Origin of the sequence: Klebsiella sp. 10-1, from assembly GCF_009758445.1 — a bacterium.
Lineage (GTDB): Bacteria > Pseudomonadota > Gammaproteobacteria > Enterobacterales > Enterobacteriaceae > Klebsiella > Klebsiella scottii.
Genome location: NZ_WQRE01000001.1, coordinates 1,005,999 through 1,021,024, shown reverse-complemented (window position 1 = coordinate 1,021,024; position 15,026 = coordinate 1,005,999). Strand labels below are relative to the sequence as shown.

The 15,026-nt window shown below is 61.4% G+C and carries 15 protein-coding genes; 11 read left to right on the top strand and 4 right to left on the bottom strand.

The window, feature by feature from the left end; translation table 11 throughout:
* Window positions 1-276: 276 nt before the first annotated feature.
* Both putA and GO007_RS04820 read left to right on the top strand, forming a co-directional pair.
* Window positions 277-4,239, top strand: coding sequence for a trifunctional transcriptional regulator/proline dehydrogenase/L-glutamate gamma-semialdehyde dehydrogenase (gene putA / locus GO007_RS04825; protein WP_095096241.1), 3,963 nt, complete (start codon window positions 277-279; stop codon window positions 4,237-4,239).
* A 146-nt stretch (window positions 4,240-4,385) separates the two neighbouring features.
* Window positions 4,386-4,781 carry a lysozyme inhibitor LprI family protein gene (locus GO007_RS04820; protein ID WP_095096238.1) on the top strand — a complete coding sequence of 132 codons (396 nt, stop codon included), beginning with the start codon at window positions 4,386-4,388 and terminating at the stop codon, window positions 4,779-4,781.
* On the opposite strand, the gene rutR is transcribed toward GO007_RS04820, so the two are convergent.
* Window positions 4,778-5,416 (bottom strand): HTH-type transcriptional regulator RutR, encoded by a 639-nt coding sequence (rutR, locus tag GO007_RS04815; protein ID WP_095096235.1) that lies wholly within the window; start codon window positions 5,414-5,416, stop codon window positions 4,778-4,780. The genes GO007_RS04820 and rutR overlap by 4 nt on opposite strands.
* A 285-nt stretch (window positions 5,417-5,701) precedes the next feature.
* Here rutR and rutA point away from each other — a divergent pair, with 285 nt between their 5' ends.
* From rutA to rutG, 7 genes are read left to right on the top strand one after another with little or no spacing between them, the layout of a single operon-like run.
* The gene (gene rutA, locus GO007_RS04810) at window positions 5,702-6,793 is read left to right on the top strand and encodes a pyrimidine utilization protein A (RefSeq protein WP_095098047.1); all 1,092 of its coding nucleotides are present in this window, start codon (window positions 5,702-5,704) and stop codon (window positions 6,791-6,793) included.
* On the top strand, window positions 6,793-7,503 hold the full coding sequence (rutB, locus tag GO007_RS04805) for a pyrimidine utilization protein B (RefSeq protein ID WP_095096233.1): 711 nt from the start codon (window positions 6,793-6,795) through the stop codon (window positions 7,501-7,503). Before rutA ends, rutB begins: the two co-directional genes overlap by 1 nt.
* Window positions 7,496-7,891 carry a pyrimidine utilization protein C gene (rutC, locus tag GO007_RS04800; protein ID WP_095096230.1) on the top strand — a complete coding sequence of 132 codons (396 nt, stop codon included), beginning with the start codon at window positions 7,496-7,498 and terminating at the stop codon, window positions 7,889-7,891. The genes rutB and rutC overlap by 8 nt, the downstream gene beginning before the upstream one ends.
* The gene (gene rutD, locus GO007_RS04795) at window positions 7,888-8,688 is read left to right on the top strand and encodes a pyrimidine utilization protein D (protein ID WP_095096228.1); all 801 of its coding nucleotides are present in this window, start codon (window positions 7,888-7,890) and stop codon (window positions 8,686-8,688) included. The genes rutC and rutD overlap by 4 nt, the downstream gene beginning before the upstream one ends.
* Entirely contained in the window at window positions 8,685-9,275 is a 591-nt protein-coding gene (locus tag GO007_RS04790) for a malonic semialdehyde reductase (protein ID WP_095096225.1), read from the top strand. Before rutD ends, GO007_RS04790 begins: the two co-directional genes overlap by 4 nt.
* 9 nt (window positions 9,276-9,284) lie before the next feature.
* Window positions 9,285-9,779 (top strand): NADH-dependent FMN reductase RutF, encoded by a 495-nt coding sequence (gene rutF / locus GO007_RS04785; protein ID WP_095096222.1) that lies wholly within the window; start codon window positions 9,285-9,287, stop codon window positions 9,777-9,779.
* Between the two features lie 21 nt (window positions 9,780-9,800).
* On the top strand, window positions 9,801-11,120 hold the full coding sequence (rutG, locus tag GO007_RS04780; protein WP_095096219.1) for a pyrimidine utilization transport protein G: 1,320 nt from the start codon (window positions 9,801-9,803) through the stop codon (window positions 11,118-11,120).
* Window positions 11,121-11,155: 35 nt separating this feature from the next.
* Here rutG and GO007_RS04775 read toward each other — a convergent pair whose 3' ends face one another.
* Together GO007_RS04775 and GO007_RS04770 are read right to left on the bottom strand one after the other, a co-directional pair.
* A complete protein-coding gene (locus GO007_RS04775) occupies window positions 11,156-12,097 on the bottom strand; it encodes a DMT family transporter (protein ID WP_095096216.1) in 942 nt (313 codons plus the stop codon).
* Between the two features lie 171 nt (window positions 12,098-12,268).
* Window positions 12,269-12,442, bottom strand: coding sequence for a con-10 family general stress protein (locus GO007_RS04770; RefSeq protein WP_041144912.1), 174 nt, complete (start codon window positions 12,440-12,442; stop codon window positions 12,269-12,271).
* 382 nt (window positions 12,443-12,824) lie between these two features.
* Between GO007_RS04770 and wrbA the strand changes: the two genes are divergently transcribed.
* A complete protein-coding gene (wrbA, locus tag GO007_RS04765) occupies window positions 12,825-13,421 on the top strand; it encodes an NAD(P)H:quinone oxidoreductase (protein WP_095096213.1) in 597 nt (198 codons plus the stop codon).
* A 20-nt stretch (window positions 13,422-13,441) separates the two neighbouring features.
* Window positions 13,442-13,669, top strand: a complete 228-nt coding sequence (locus GO007_RS04760; protein ID WP_095096210.1) for a YccJ family protein — start codon at window positions 13,442-13,444, stop codon at window positions 13,667-13,669.
* Between the two features lie 48 nt (window positions 13,670-13,717).
* Here the strand turns inward: GO007_RS04760 and agp are convergent, their stop codons facing one another.
* Entirely contained in the window at window positions 13,718-14,965 is a 1,248-nt protein-coding gene (agp, locus tag GO007_RS04755) for a bifunctional glucose-1-phosphatase/inositol phosphatase (RefSeq protein WP_095096207.1), read from the bottom strand.
* Window positions 14,966-15,026: the final 61 nt, after the last annotated feature.

Genomic DNA, 15,026 nt, shown 5'->3' with positions numbered 1-15,026 from the left:
TATTGGTTGCACCTGGTAAAACTGTTAACTGACGCAGATAAATACGCCATTAAATAAAGGTTAAATTGTCGCTAATCCCGCCATTAAATTTAACAACAAAGGCATTTTTCAGCCTGGCCCACAAGTTGTGATTAACAAGGTTGCACAAAGTTGCAACATAGTAGATATTCCTACGCAACCGCATAACCGCACAGAAGCTCAATACGCCGAATCATGCCGCCGCCAGGCGGGCCGGGTAATGGCTGAAGCGAATGACCAATAACAGGAGTTCATGACATGGGCACCACCACCATGGGCGTTAAACTTGACGAAGCCACGCGCGAACGCATCAAGTCCGCCGCCAGCCGTATCGACCGCACGCCGCACTGGCTGATCAAGCAGGCGATTTTCAACTATCTGGAAAAGCTGGAGAATGACGAATCGCTGCCAGAGCTTCCGGCGCTGCTCTCCGGCGCGGCCAACGAAAGCGACGAATCGGGTCCTCTGACCGAGGAGCCGTACCAGCCGTTCCTTGAATTTGCCGAGCAGATCCTGCCCCAGTCGGTGGCGCGGGCGGACATTACCGCAGCGTATCGCCGCGCCGAAACCGACGCCGTACCGATGCTCCTCGAACAGGCCCGCCTGCCGCAGCCGCTGAACGAACAGGCGCATAAGCTGGCCTGGAAGCTGGCGGAAAAGTTACGCAATCAAAAAACCGCCAGCGGGCGCGCCGGAATGGTGCAGAGCCTGCTGCAGGAGTTTTCCCTCTCCTCACAGGAGGGCGTGGCGCTGATGTGCCTCGCGGAAGCGCTGCTGCGTATTCCGGATAAAGCCACCCGCGACGCCCTCATTCGCGACAAGATCAGCAACGGTAACTGGCAGTCGCATATCGGCCGCAGCCCGTCGCTGTTCGTAAACGCCGCCACCTGGGGGCTGCTGTTTACCGGAAAACTGGTCTCCACCCACAATGAAACCAGCCTGTCGCGCTCGCTGAACCGAATCATTGGTAAAAGCGGCGAGCCGCTGATTCGCAAAGGCGTCGATATGGCGATGCGCCTGATGGGCGAGCAGTTCGTCACCGGCGAAACCATCGCCGAAGCGCTGGCCAACGCCCGCAAGCTCGAAGAGAAGGGCTTCCGCTACTCCTACGATATGCTCGGGGAAGCGGCGCTGACCGCCGCCGACGCCCAGGCCTATATGGTCTCCTACCAGCAGGCTATCCACGCTATCGGTAAAGCCTCCAACGGCCGCGGCATCTATGAGGGCCCGGGGATCTCCATCAAGCTCTCCGCCCTGCACCCGCGCTACAGCCGCGCGCAGTACGATCGGGTCATGGAAGAGCTCTATCCGCGCCTGAAGTCGCTAACCCTGCTGGCGCGCCAGTACGATATCGGCATCAACATCGACGCCGAAGAGGCCGATCGCCTGGAGATCTCTCTCGACCTGCTGGAGAAGCTGTGCTTTGAGCCGGAGCTGGCGGGCTGGAACGGGATCGGCTTCGTTATTCAGGCCTATCAGAAGCGCTGTCCGTTCGTGATTGACTCGCTGATCGATCTCGCCACCCGCAGCCGCCGTCGTCTGATGATCCGCCTGGTCAAGGGCGCCTACTGGGATAGCGAAATCAAGCGCGCGCAGATGGACGGCCTGGAAGGCTATCCGGTTTATACCCGCAAGGTGTATACCGACGTCTCCTATCTCGCCTGCGCGAAAAAGCTGCTGACGGTGCCGAACCTGATCTATCCGCAGTTCGCCACCCATAACGCCCACACCCTGGCGGCTATTTACCAGTTGGCGGGGCAAAACTATTATCCGGGTCAGTACGAATTCCAGTGCCTGCACGGCATGGGCGAGCCGCTGTATGAGCAGGTGGTAGGCAAAGTGGCCGACGGTAAGCTTAACCGCCCGTGCCGAATCTATGCCCCGGTCGGCACCCACGAAACCCTGCTGGCCTACCTGGTACGCCGCCTGCTGGAGAACGGCGCCAACACCTCCTTCGTCAACCGCATCGCCGATACCAGCCTGCCGCTTGACGAGCTGGTCGCCGACCCGGTCAGCGCGGTCGAGAAGCTGGCACAGCAGGAAGGCCAGGCCGGCCTGCCGCATCCGAAAATTCCGCTGCCGCGCGATCTCTATGGTCAGGGCCGCAGCAACTCGGCGGGACTGGATCTGGCGAACGAACACCGCCTCGCCTCCCTCTCCTCCTCTTTACTCAACAGCGCCCTGCATAAGTGGCAGGCTCTGCCGATGCTGGAGCATCCGGTCGTCGAAGGCGAGCTGCAGGCGATCGTCAACCCTGCGGAACCGAAAGATATCGTCGGCCACGGACGCGAAGCCAGCGACGAAGAGGTACAGCAGGCGCTGACCAGCGCGGTCAACTGCGCGCCGATCTGGTTCGCCACGCCGCCGCAGGAGCGCGCGGCAATCCTCGAACGCGCGGCGATCTTAATGGAAGGCCAAACGCAAACGCTTATCGGGATTCTGGTACGCGAAGCGGGTAAAACCTTCAGCAACGCCATCGCCGAAGTTCGTGAAGCGGTCGATTTCCTGCACTACTACGCCGGTCAGGTTCGCGACGACTTTGATAATGAAACCCACCGTCCGCTGGGGCCGGTGGTGTGCATCAGCCCGTGGAACTTCCCGCTGGCGATCTTCACCGGCCAGATTGCCGCCGCGCTGGCCGCAGGCAACAGCGTGCTGGCAAAACCCGCCGAGCAGACGCCGCTGATCGCCGCTCAGGGCGTGGCGATTCTGCTGGAGGCCGGCGTCCCGCCGGGCGTTATCCAGCTGCTGCCGGGCCGCGGGGAAACCGTCGGCGCCGCGCTCACCGGCGACCAGCGCGTGCGTGGGGTGATGTTTACCGGCTCAACCGAGGTCGCGACTTTACTGCAGCGCAATATCGCCAGCCGCCTTGACGCCCAGGGGCGTCCGACGCCGCTGATTGCCGAAACCGGCGGCATGAACGCCATGATTGTCGACTCTTCCGCGCTTACCGAGCAGGTGGTGGTTGACGTGCTGGCTTCCGCCTTCGATAGCGCCGGCCAGCGCTGCTCCGCGCTGCGGGTGCTCTGTCTGCAGGAGGAGATCGCCGACCATACGCTGACCATGCTGCGTGGCGCAATGGGCGAATGCCGGATGGGCAACCCGGGCCGCCTGACCACCGATATCGGCCCGGTGATTGATGCCGAAGCCAAAGAGAATATCGAGCGGCATATTCAGACGCTGCGCGCCAAGGGCCGCAACGTCTTCCAGGCGGTGCGCGAGAACAGCGACGACGCGCGCGAATGGCAAAGCGGGACCTTCGTTCCGCCGACGCTTATCGAACTCGACAGCTTTGACGAACTGAAAAAAGAGGTCTTTGGCCCGGTCCTGCACGTGGTGCGCTATAACCGCAACGCGCTGGATCGGCTGGTTGAGCAGATCAACGCTTCCGGCTATGGCCTGACGCTCGGGGTCCATACCCGCATCGACGAAACCATCGCCCAGGTCACCGGCAGCGCAAAAGTCGGCAACCTGTACGTCAACCGAAATATGGTGGGCGCGGTGGTTGGCGTCCAGCCGTTCGGCGGCGAAGGCCTGTCGGGAACCGGCCCGAAAGCGGGCGGCCCGCTGTATCTGTACCGCCTGCTCTCAAGCCGTCCGCAGAACGCCGTCGGCGCAACCCTCGCCCGCCAGGACGCTGAACGTCCGCTGGACGCCCAGCTGAAAACCCTGCTGGAAAAACCGCTGGTCGCGCTACAGCAGTGGGCCGCAGGCCGGCCGGAGCTGCAGACGCTGTGCCAGCAGTATAGCGAACAGGCGCAGGCCGGCACCCAGCGTGTGCTGCCGGGGCCGACCGGGGAGCGCAACACACTGACCTTCATTCCCCGCGATCGCGTGCTGTGCGTGGCGGATAATGAACAGGATGCGCTGACCCAGCTGGCGGCGGTCGCCGCCGTCGGCTGCGAGATCCTGTGGCCGGATAACGCCCTGCATCGCGAACTGGCGAAGAAGCTGCCGCGCGAAGTCAGCGAGCGCATCCACTTCGCCAAAGAGACCGATCTGACCGCCCAGGCCTTCGACGCGGTGATTTACCACGGCGATTCCGATCAGCTGCGCGAGCTGTGCGAACAGGTGGCGGCGCGGGACGGGGCGATCGTTTCGGTACAGGGATTCGCCCGCGGTGAGACCAACCTGCTGCTGGAGCGCCTCTATATCGAGCGCTCGCTCAGCGTCAATACCGCCGCGGCGGGCGGCAACGCCAGCCTGATGACCATCGGCTAAGGCCGATCCCCGAGGTGGCGTCCGGCAGCGGTTCGGGCAAAACCGTAGCCCGCCGCCGGGGGATCGCGAACCGGATGACAGCAGGCCAAAGCTGTGGTTAATTAAGGCTCCCGGACGGGGGCCTTTTTATGTATGGGAGTGGAACAATGAAACGCACTTTACTCGCGCTTGCCGCCCTGCTGGCAAGCGGGCAGGCGCTGGCGGATGAATGCGCTAACGCCAACAATCAAATGGAGATGAACCAGTGCACGGCGGCGCAGTATCAGGCGGCCGATGGCGAGCTCAACCAGACCTATCAGCAGGCGCTGAAACGTGCCTCAGGCAACCAGCTGACGCTGCTGAAAAAATCCCAGCTGGCGTGGATCGCGCTGCGCGATGCCGACTGCGCGTTTTTGGCCTCCGGAGCCGAAGGCGGCACCATCCAGCCGACGCTGATCAACCAGTGCATGGCGGACAAAACCGTGGAGCGCGAATCGTACCTCTCTTCGCTGCTGCAGTGCGAAGATGGCGATCAGAGCTGCCCGCTGCCGCCGGCCAACTAGCGCACCCGGATCCCTTCAACAATCATCCGCTGAACGTTTTCCACGGTTTGCTGAAAGAACGCTTCATCACGTAGCGTTGCGCCGGTCACCGCCTCAATCTGGGTGGCAAAATCGGCGTAATGCTGCGTGGTGGCCCAGATCATAAAGATCAGGTGCTGGGGATCGACCGGCGCCAGCTTGCCGCTTTCGACCCAGCCGGAAACGATCGCCGACTTTTCATCCACCAGCGCTTTCAGATCGCCGGTCAGCTCTCCCATCAGCAGCGGCGCGCCCTGCAGCATCTCCAGGCAGAACAGTTTGGACGCCTGCGGATGGTCGCGGGAGACTTCCAGCTTCAGGCGGATGTACTCGCGGATCGCCACCAGCGGGCTGATATCTTCGCGAAAAGCCTTCAGCGGCGCCAGCCAGATGGTGAGGATCTGCTGCAAAACGGCAACGTACAGCGCCTCTTTCGACGGGTAGTAGTAAAGCAAATTGGTTTTCGATACCCCGGACAGCTCCGCAACCTGCTCAAGCCGCGTGCCGTGAATGCCAAATTGCGAAAACGCGTCCAGCGCGGCGGCGAGGATAGCCTCTTTTTTTGCGCTCACCGCCAGCGAACGTTTGCCGTTTTTTTTCTCGGCGCCCTGTGCCATTCGTTATCTCCTTCTTTCACCGCCATCAGCATAGCAAAAGCCCATCGCCGACACGACCTTCTGCACCCCAATTGCGCATGACTGCCGTTTTTTCGTGCACTGATTTTGACCATTTAGTCTACTTTTCTCGACATCACATCCGGCAACCATTAAGCAACACATTAATAACATTGGCTTTTGTAAAACTGGCATCACCTTTGCTTTAGCCTGTTAGCGAGGTGGCTCAGGGAGATGCAGGATGCAGCGCCGCACGCCTTCTTGTTTAACGACCGCATTGAGGTGCATATGAAAATTGGTGTCTTCGTTCCGATTGGCAATAACGGCTGGCTGATTTCCACCCATGCCCCGCAGTACATGCCGACGTTTGAGCTGAATAAAGCGATTGTGCAGAAAGCCGAGCATTACAACTTTGACTTCGCGCTGTCGATGATCAAGCTGCGCGGTTTTGGCGGCAAAACCGAATTCTGGGATCACAATCTCGAATCCTTCACCCTGATGGCGGGTCTGGCGGCGGTGACGTCGCGGATCCAGATCTACGCCACCGCCGCCACCCTGACCCTGCCTCCGGCCATCGTCGCCCGGATGGCCTCCACCATTGACTCGATTTCCGGCGGCCGCTTCGGCGTCAACCTGGTTACCGGCTGGCAAAAACCAGAATACGAGCAGATGGGGATCTGGCCTGGGGATGACTATTTCGCCAGCCGCTACGACTATCTCAGCGAATATGTCCAGGTGCTGCGCGACCTGTGGGGCACCGGGCAGAGCGACTTTAAGGGCGACTACTTCACGATGAACGACTGCCGCGTCAGCCCGCAGCCGTCGCAGCCGATGAAGGTTATCTGCGCCGGGCAAAGCGATGCCGGTATGGCCTTCTCCGCCCAGTACGCCGACTACAACTTCTGCTTCGGCAAAGGGGTCAACACTCCGGCCGCCTTCGCCCCGACCGCCGCGCGCATGATGCAGGCGGCGGAAAAAACCGGCCGCGACGTCGGCTCGTACGTGCTGTTTATGGTTATCGCCGACGAAACGGATGAAGCCGCGCGCGCGAAATGGGAGCACTACAAAGCCGGCGCCGACGAAGACGCGCTGGCGTGGCTGACCGAGCAGAGCCAGAAGGATACCCGCTCCGGTAGCGATACCAACGTCCGCCAGATGGCCGACCCCACCTCAGCGGTCAATATCAACATGGGCACCCTCGTCGGCTCTTATGCCAGCGTCGCCCGCATGCTCGATGAAGTCGCCGCGGTCCCCGGTACCGACGGCGTGCTGCTGACCTTTGATGATTTCCTCTCCGGAATTGACGCCTTTGGCGAGCGCATTCAGCCGCTGATGCGCTGCCGCGACCACATTGCCACCGCTACTCGCGAGGTTGCCTGATGATTACCCTTCCCGCTCGCCCGGAATCCTTGACCTTCGCGGCGCAAAACAGCGCGCTGATCGTGGTTGATATGCAAAACGCCTATGCAAGCCAGGGCGGCTATCTCGATCTGGCCGGTTTTGACGTCTCCGCCACCCGGCCGGTTATCGACAACATCAACACCGCCGTCGCCGCCGCCCGCGCCGCCGGGATGCTGATTATCTGGTTTCAGAACGGCTGGGACGACCAGTACATGGAGGCCGGCGGCCCCGGCTCGCCCAATTACCATAAATCCAACGCCCTGAAGACCATGCGCCGCCGTCCTGAGCTGCAGGGCAAGCTGCTGGCTAAAGGCGGCTGGGACTACCAGCTGGTTGATGAGCTTAAGCCGCAGCCGGGCGACGTGGTGCTGCCAAAACCGCGCTACAGCGGCTTCTACAACACCCAGCTGGACAGCATTTTACGCAGCCGCGGCGTTCGCCACCTGGTATTCACCGGTATCGCCACCAACGTCTGCGTGGAGTCCACCCTGCGCGACGGCTTCTTCCTCGAATATTTCGGCATCGTGCTGGAGGACGCCACCCATCAGGCCGGACCGGCCTTCGCTCAGCAGGCGGCGTTGTTCAATATTGAGACCTTCTTTGGCTGGGTCAGCGACGTCGCCAGCTTCTGCGATGCCCTGCAGCCCGCCAGCCCCATCCCGTTCCCGGAGGAGAAACGTTATGCCTAAACAGGTCATTATTCCACCCGGCACCACCACGCCGATCGCCCCTTTCGTACCCGGCACGCTGGCCGATGGCGTAGTGTACGTCTCCGGTACGCTGCCGTTCGATAAGCAAAACAACGTGGTCCACATCGGCGACCCAAAGGCGCAAACCCGTCACGTTCTGGAGACCATCCGCAGCGTTATCGAAACGGCGGGGGGCAGTATGGAGGATGTGACCTTCAACAGCATTTTTATCACCGACTGGAAAAACTACGCCGCGATTAACGAAGTCTACGCCGAGTTTTTCCCCGGCGATAAGCCGGCGCGGTTCTGCATTCAATGCGGTTTGGTGAAGCCCGAGGCGCTGGTGGAGATCGCCACGGTGGCGCATATCGGGAAACCTGCGCCATGAAGCTGAATATCGCCCCTGCGCCTTACGAGGGCGCCCCGGTTGTGGTGCTGAGCGCCGGGCTGGGCGGCGCGGGCAGCTACTGGGCCGCGCAGCGCGTGCCGCTGGCAGCGCGATACCAGCTGGTGACCTATGACCAGAACGGCACCGGCGAAAACGCCGGCCCGCTGCCCGCCGCCTACAGCATGGCGACTATGGCCCAGGAGCTGTGGCAGGCGCTGGAGAAGGCCGGAATTACGCGCTTCGCGCTGGTGGGCCATGCGCTGGGAGGATTGATCGGCCTGCAGCTGGCGCTGGACAAACCCCGGGCGGTCAGCGCGCTGGTGCTGGTCAACGCCTGGCTGACGCTGTCGACCCACACCCGCCGCTGCTTCCAGGTGCGCGAGCGCCTGCTGCATACCGGCGGCGCCCAGGCGTGGGTGGAAGCGCAGCCGCTGTTCCTCTATCCGGCGGAGTGGATGGCCGCGCGCGCGCCGCGGCTGGAGGCGGAGGATGCCCTCGCGCTCAGCCATTTTCAGGGTAAGGACAATCTGCTGAAGCGGCTACAGGCGCTGAAGCAGGCTGACTTCTCCCGGCAGGCCGCGGCGGTGACCTGTCCGACCCTGATGATCAGCTCCCGTGACGATCTGCTGGTGCCCGCCTCCTGCTCGCGCTCGCTGCAGGCCGCAATCCCCGGCAGTCAGCTGGTGGAGATGGCCTGGGGAGGCCATGCTTGTAACGTCACCGATACCGAGACCTTCAACCCCATTTTATGCGACGGGCTTGCCGCGATGCTGCCCGCCGGCCAGGAGAGTTTATGAGTGAGAGTATTAGCCAAAGCGCGTGCGAAACGCTGTTCAGCCACGCCAGGACCCACAGCGGCTGGCTGGATAAGCCGGTAGCCGACAGCCTGCTGGAGGAAATTTACGCGCTGATGAAAATGGGCCCGACCTCGGCCAACTGCTCTCCGGCGCGGATCGTTTTTGTCCGCACCCCGGAGGGCAAAGAGAAGCTGCGCCCGACGCTTTCCAGCGGCAACGTGGAAAAAACCCTCCGCGCGCCGGTCACCGCCATCGTGGCGTGGGACAGCGCCTTTTACGATCGCCTGCCGGAGCTGTTTCCCCACGGCGACGCCCGCAGCTGGTTTACCTCCAGCCCCCAGCTCGCCGAGGAGACCGCGTTCCGCAACAGCTCGCTGCAGGCGGCCTATCTGATTTTCGCCTGCCGCGCGCTCGGTCTGGATACCGGGCCGATGTCGGGATTCGATCGGGAAAAGGTCGATGCGGCGTTCTTTGCCGACAGCGGATGGAAGAGCAACCTGTTGATTAACATCGGCTATGGCGATGAAACAAAGCTCTACGATCGCCTGCCGCGCCTCTCCTTTGACGATGCCTGCCGGCTGGCATAAGGAGCCTCCATGCTTATAGCGGATAAACAAAGCTTTCGCGACGCCATGGCCCAGGTCGGCGCCGCGGTGAACATTATTACCACCGACGGCCCGGCGGGCCGGGCCGGATTTACCGCCAGCGCGGTGTGCAGCGTGACCGACGAGCCGCCGACGCTGCTGGTTTGCCTGAACCGCTCCGCCTCGGTCTGGCCGACCTTTAGCCAGCATCAGACGCTGTGCGTCAACACGCTGGCGGCGGGACAGGAGCCGTTATCCAATCTGTTTGGCGGTAAAACGCCGATGGCGGAGCGCTTCGCCGCCGCCGAATGGCAGCCCGGCGTCACCGGCTGCCCGCGCCTGAACGATGCCCTGGCGAGCTTCGACTGCCGCATCAGCCAGGTCGTCAGCGTCGGCAGCCACGACATTCTGTTCTGCGAGGTCGCCGCCATCGTTAAGCATCCGCAGCCGCGCGGGCTGATGTGGTTCGACCGCGGCTATCACACGCTTATGCGCCCAGCCTGTTAACCTTGAACCCGGGATATCATCATGGCACTTTTCGATTTTCCTCGCTGGCAGTTGACCTCGCCCTCCGCCGCTTCCGGCGTGGTGGCCCCAGATGAACGCCTCTCCGTCGGGCAAACCGTGGTCATGGGCGTGCAGCACGCGGTCGCGATGTTCGGCGCCACCGTGCTAATGCCGATACTGATGGGGCTCGACCCCAACCTGTCGATCCTGATGTCCGGCATTGGCACCCTGCTGTTCTTTCTGGTGACCGGCGGCCGGGTGCCGAGCTATCTGGGCTCCAGCGCGGCCTTTGTCGGGGTGGTCATCGCCGTCACCGGCTTTAACGGCCAGGGGCTGAACCCGCATCTGGACGTCGCCCTCGGCGGGATTATCGTCTGCGGCCTGCTCTATACCCTGATTGGCCTGGTGGTGATGAAAGCCGGCACCCGCTGGATTGAACGCCTGATGCCGCCGGTAGTCACCGGCGCGGTGGTGATGGCGATTGGCCTGAACCTCGCGCCGATTGCGGTGCGCAGCGTTTCAGCGACGCCGTTTGACGGCTGGATGGCGGTGCTGACCGTGCTGTGCATCGGCCTCGTGGCGGTCTTCACCAGCGGCATGCTCCAGCGGCTGCTGATCCTCGTCGGCCTGATCGCCGCCTGCGTGCTCTACGCGCTGCTGGCAAACGGCCTCGGGCTGGGCAAGCCGCTCGACTTTTCCCTGCTGGAACAGGCCGCGTGGTTTGGCCTTCCCCACTTCACCTCCCCGACCTTTAACGGTCAGGCGATGATGCTGATTGCGCCCGTGGCGGTGATTCTGGTCGCTGAAAACCTTGGCCACCTGAAGGCCGTAGCCGGAATGACCGGGCGCAATATGGACCCGTATATGGGCCGGGCGTTCGTCGGCGACGGGTTGGCGACGATGCTTTCCGGCGCCGTCGGCGGCAGCGGCGTCACCACCTATGCGGAGAATATCGGGGTAATGGCGGTCACCAAAGTCTACTCGACGCTGGTGTTCGTTGCCGCCGCGCTGATTGCCGTCCTGCTCGGGTTTTCGCCCAAGTTTGGCGCGCTGATCCACACCATTCCCGGGCCGGTAATCGGCGGGGCCTCGATTGTGGTATTTGGTTTGATTGCGGTGGCCGGGGCGCGGATCTGGGTGCAGAACCGCGTCGATCTGAGCCAGAACGGGAACCTGATTATGGTGGCGGTGACGCTGGTGCTCGGCGCCGGTGATTTTGCCCTCTCGCTGGGCGGCTTCACCCTGGGGGGGATCGGCACCGCGACCTTTGGCGCCATTCTCCTGCACGCTCTGCTTAGCCGCCGCGCGCGGGTAGCGGAAGAACCTAACGCCACGGTGTAGACCGGGCTTTCCCGGTCGCGCCATGCCGACCGGAACTACGGGTCCGGACGCTCCGCCAGCTCGGACAGCGCCTTGACCTCTGCCGGGGCCTCCTGTACATCGGAGGCCCTTTTTCGCTTCAGCTTCAGCTCGCTCACCAGAACGCCGGCCAGAATAAAGGCGCAGCCTACCAGCGCCAGTAGCGGCAAGCGCTCGCCGGCAATGCGGCCAAAAATGCCCGCCCACACCGGCTCGCCGGTATAAATAAGCGTCGCTCTGGTCGGCGACACGCTGCGCTGCGCCCAGTTCATGGTGACCTGAATAATGGCGCTGAAAATACCCAACCCCAGCGCGACGCCCAGCAGCCCCGGCGACATCGGGGGAATCGCTTCCCCTGCCGGCACCATCGCCGCAAAAGCCACCAGCGACGCGGTTGCCAGCTGCACCACCGTCACCCGCCGGACGTCCACCTTCCCGGCCCAGGCGCTGATTAAGATAATCTCCGCGGCGATCGCCAGCGCGCTGGCGAGGGTGATCGCTTCGCCGACGCCAAGCGCCAGCAGATTATTTTCCGGCCCGGCCAGCAGGATCAGGCCCGTAAATGCCAGCACCACGCCCAGGCAGGACATCACTCCCGGCATTTTCCCGAGGCACAGCCACTGCAGCAGCGGCACCAGCGGAACGTACATGGCGGTAATAAATGCCGACTTGCTGCTGGAGATCGACTGCAGGCCCCAGGTTTGCAGGCTGTACCCCAGCGCAATGGATACGCCGATCGCCACGCCGGCCTTCAGCTCAAGCCACGTCAGCCCGCGCAGGACGCGAAGCGATAGCAGGGCAACCGCCAGCGCCGCGGTCGCAAAACGAACGCCGACAAAAAAGAACGGCCCGCTGAGCGTCACGGCATACTGCACGGCAAGGAAGGTACCGCCCCAGAACATGGTGATCACGATGAGGATCGCTTCCTGGGGTTTAATGGAGAATTTGAACGAAGACATAGCGCGGCCGGTAACGATAGATAGCCAGCTAGTGTGCAATTAGCCGGCCGCGAGCGCAACCGTTGGCGATAAAAAAACCGCCGGCAGCTGCCGGCGGCGAGGGCGATGCGGAGGGTACCGGGGAGATTAACCCCGCATCATAAACGGTCGACAAACATCATCCGCGATGAATCAGCTATGACGATTGCCGTGACTATTTTTGCCCCCTTTTTTGCCCGCATCAGAGGCGCGCTGGGGATCGTTTTTAAAGTTCCCCCCGCTGTGCTGACCACCTTTACGACCTGCTTCTGATGCTCTTTCACGATCCTCGGCGAAGTTGCCGGAACCGCCACGATGGTTTGCCATCACTGACCTCCACTTGGTTAGACATCATACTGCATTACGCGCGATACGCAGCCGCAGCGTCTGCGGCCTATGGCATCACCATTATCGTATCGCGTGCCTTTAAGCGTAGCGAACGAAACTCATTCATCTCGTAAATAGTAACATCCTGCAACAGCTTTCGACTTTGCAGACATATTCCCGCCCCTGCCGTGCGCTAAGCCTCTCTTAAGGCAGACGAAAACAGCGCAGCGGAAAATGTATCTTTTTGCGACAAAAGCAATCTTTGCAATTTTGTTATAAATCAAATAAATGATTGTTAGATTTGCACTCTCCGCCAGACGCCTTATCTTTAAAGATAGCCAGTCGTTTGGCTGGCCTATAACGCAACCGAGGAGTGATGCAAATGGCTAAAATTCTGGTGCTTTATTATTCAATGTATGGACACATCGAAACCATGGCTCATGCCGTCGCCGAAGGGGCGAACAGAGTAGACGGCGTGGAAGTGGTGGTGAAGCGCGTGCCGGAAACTATGCATGCTGAGGCATTCGCCAAAGCAGGCGGGAAAACGCAAAATGCGCCCGTCGCCACGCCGCAGGAGCTGGCAGAGTATGACGCTATCATCTTTGGTACCCCGACCCGTTTCGGCAACATGTCCGGACAGATGCGCACCTTCCTCGATCAGACGGGCGGCCTGTGGGCATCCGGCGCGCTGTACGGCAAGCTGGCCAGCGTATTCAGCTCTACCGGCACCGGCGGTGGACAGGAGCAGACCATTACCTCGACCTGGATCACCCTCGCCCATCACGGGATGGTGATCGTGCCGATTGGCTACGGCGCTCAGGAATTATTTGATGTCTCGGTGGTTCGCGGCGGTACGCCGTATGGCGCAACCACCATCGCCGGCGGCGACGGTTCTCGCCAGCCGAGCGAGGAAGAGCTGGCGATCGCCCGCTACCAGGGCGAACATGTCGCCGGCCTGGCGGTTAAATTACAGGGTTAACCCTCAGCAGGAGGATCTGCATGCCAACTCAAGAAGCAAAAGCTCACCACGTCGGTGAGTGGGCAAGTTTACGCAATACCTCGGTGGAGATCGCCGAAGCGATTTTCGAACTGGCTAAATACGATGAAAAGTTAGCGGAAAAAATCTGGGAAGAAGGCAGTGATGAAGTGCTGCCGCTGGCCTTTGCGAAAACGGATAAAGATTCGCTGTTCTGGGGCGAGCAAACCATCGAGCGTAAAAACGTGTAACCACGATGCGGCAGAATAAAAAAACCCGGATTGCTCCGGGTTTTTTGTTTATTTTGCGGCCTGGTTCATCACCGTTTTAAAGGTCTCCATCGGGCAGAAGCCGTTGGCGTCCACCGGACATCCGCTCAGCGCCAGGGTCACCCGCTGCGGCGGCGACTGCAGCGTCAGCGCGTCGGCATTACGCAGCTGTGCGGTGCTTTGATAGACGTACTCGATCTTCATCAGCTCGCGGTTGCCGCCGCTATCATGCCAGCGCTGGAAGACAATTTTCCCGCCAATCGGCGTGCGCTCGTGCTGATCGTGCAGCTGATAAGGTTTAAAATCCAACGCTGTCAGCAGCGAGGCGATATTGGAATCATGTCCCACCAGCAGCGTCACTTTCGCCGCCTGCGTCGCATCGCCCACCAGCGCCTTGTCGATATACTTCACCAGCGGCTTAGCGACGTTGCGCGCCACTTCCGTTGAGGTAAACAGGCTATCCTGATAGCCGTTTTTCAGCTTCGACAGCACCTGCCACTGCTTATCGGTTTTGATTTCACCCCACGCCACCTGGTCCTGCGGGAAGCCTTCGTAATACTGCAGGGTGAACGCATCCACCAACGAGTTACCGACCTTCAGCGGCCCGGAAACGCCCGGCTCCTGCTGATATTTGGCGCTGAAGGTGTCTTTTCCGTCGCTCAGCGAGCACTGCTGCTTCTCTTTACAGGAAGGCGAATTGCGATAGTCGGTCATCTCTTCAAGCAGCTTGTAGCTGTCGGTGAGCTGCATTTTTTGCCGCTCTTTTTCCATTGCCTGCACCGCTTTCTCGCCAAACGCCGCGGAGTCATCGGTGATAACCGGGTTAAAGGTCGGGTCCATAGTGCCCATTTGCGGCTGGTGATGGACGGTTACGCCGCAGCCGGGAAAGGCGCCGGTAATAAAGAACTGGGCGGTCGCGACGGTGCGCTGCAGGCTGTTGGCATAGGCGTACACCGCGTTGTCCGGCGGACACTCGCCGCTGGTCACCAGCCCCTGCTGCGCCAGCCACTCCCGCATATAGTGCCCCATATAGACTTCCAGCACCCCGCCCTTGGTGGTCAGCTGCCCGCCCGGGACGTCCCACTCCGGCCATGATTTCGGCGTTGACTGTTCCAGCACGCTGCCGTTATTCGCCAGCGGCGCGCGCAGGTTGTGGCGGCTCATGATCAGCACCTGCTGGAGCTGATAGCCCTGCGGGGCCGCCTGTTCCTGTGCCTGGACGCCCGCGGATAACAAAACGCCAGCGGCAATCGCGCCGGCGAGTAGACTTTTTCTCATCCCTTAACCCTCAGTCAGTGATTAGCATCGCCCTGATTGTGACAAATTTATGACATTTTGC

Excerpts from the sequence above, each read along its gene's own strand:
- rutR (WP_095096235.1), bottom strand. The coding sequence starts at position 5,416 with ATGGCACAGGGCGCCGAGAAAAAAAACGGCAAACGTTCGCTGGCGGTG.
- rutD (WP_095096228.1), top strand. The coding sequence starts at position 7,888 with ATGAAGCTGAATATCGCCCCTGCGCCTTACGAGGGCGCCCCGGTTGTG.
- rutF (WP_095096222.1), top strand. The coding sequence starts at position 9,285 with ATGCTTATAGCGGATAAACAAAGCTTTCGCGACGCCATGGCCCAGGTC.
- GO007_RS04820 (WP_095096238.1), top strand. The coding sequence starts at position 4,386 with ATGAAACGCACTTTACTCGCGCTTGCCGCCCTGCTGGCAAGCGGGCAG.
- wrbA (WP_095096213.1), top strand. The coding sequence starts at position 12,825 with ATGGCTAAAATTCTGGTGCTTTATTATTCAATGTATGGACACATCGAA.
- GO007_RS04790 (WP_095096225.1), top strand. The coding sequence starts at position 8,685 with ATGAGTGAGAGTATTAGCCAAAGCGCGTGCGAAACGCTGTTCAGCCAC.
- agp (WP_095096207.1), bottom strand. The coding sequence starts at position 14,965 with ATGAGAAAAAGTCTACTCGCCGGCGCGATTGCCGCTGGCGTTTTGTTA.
- rutA (WP_095098047.1), top strand. The coding sequence starts at position 5,702 with ATGAAAATTGGTGTCTTCGTTCCGATTGGCAATAACGGCTGGCTGATT.
- putA (WP_095096241.1), top strand. The coding sequence starts at position 277 with ATGGGCACCACCACCATGGGCGTTAAACTTGACGAAGCCACGCGCGAA.
- GO007_RS04760 (WP_095096210.1), top strand. The coding sequence starts at position 13,442 with ATGCCAACTCAAGAAGCAAAAGCTCACCACGTCGGTGAGTGGGCAAGT.
- GO007_RS04775 (WP_095096216.1), bottom strand. The coding sequence starts at position 12,097 with ATGTCTTCGTTCAAATTCTCCATTAAACCCCAGGAAGCGATCCTCATC.
- rutC (WP_095096230.1), top strand. The coding sequence starts at position 7,496 with ATGCCTAAACAGGTCATTATTCCACCCGGCACCACCACGCCGATCGCC.
- GO007_RS04770 (WP_041144912.1), bottom strand. The coding sequence starts at position 12,442 with ATGGCAAACCATCGTGGCGGTTCCGGCAACTTCGCCGAGGATCGTGAA.
- rutG (WP_095096219.1), top strand. The coding sequence starts at position 9,801 with ATGGCACTTTTCGATTTTCCTCGCTGGCAGTTGACCTCGCCCTCCGCC.
- rutB (WP_095096233.1), top strand. The coding sequence starts at position 6,793 with ATGATTACCCTTCCCGCTCGCCCGGAATCCTTGACCTTCGCGGCGCAA.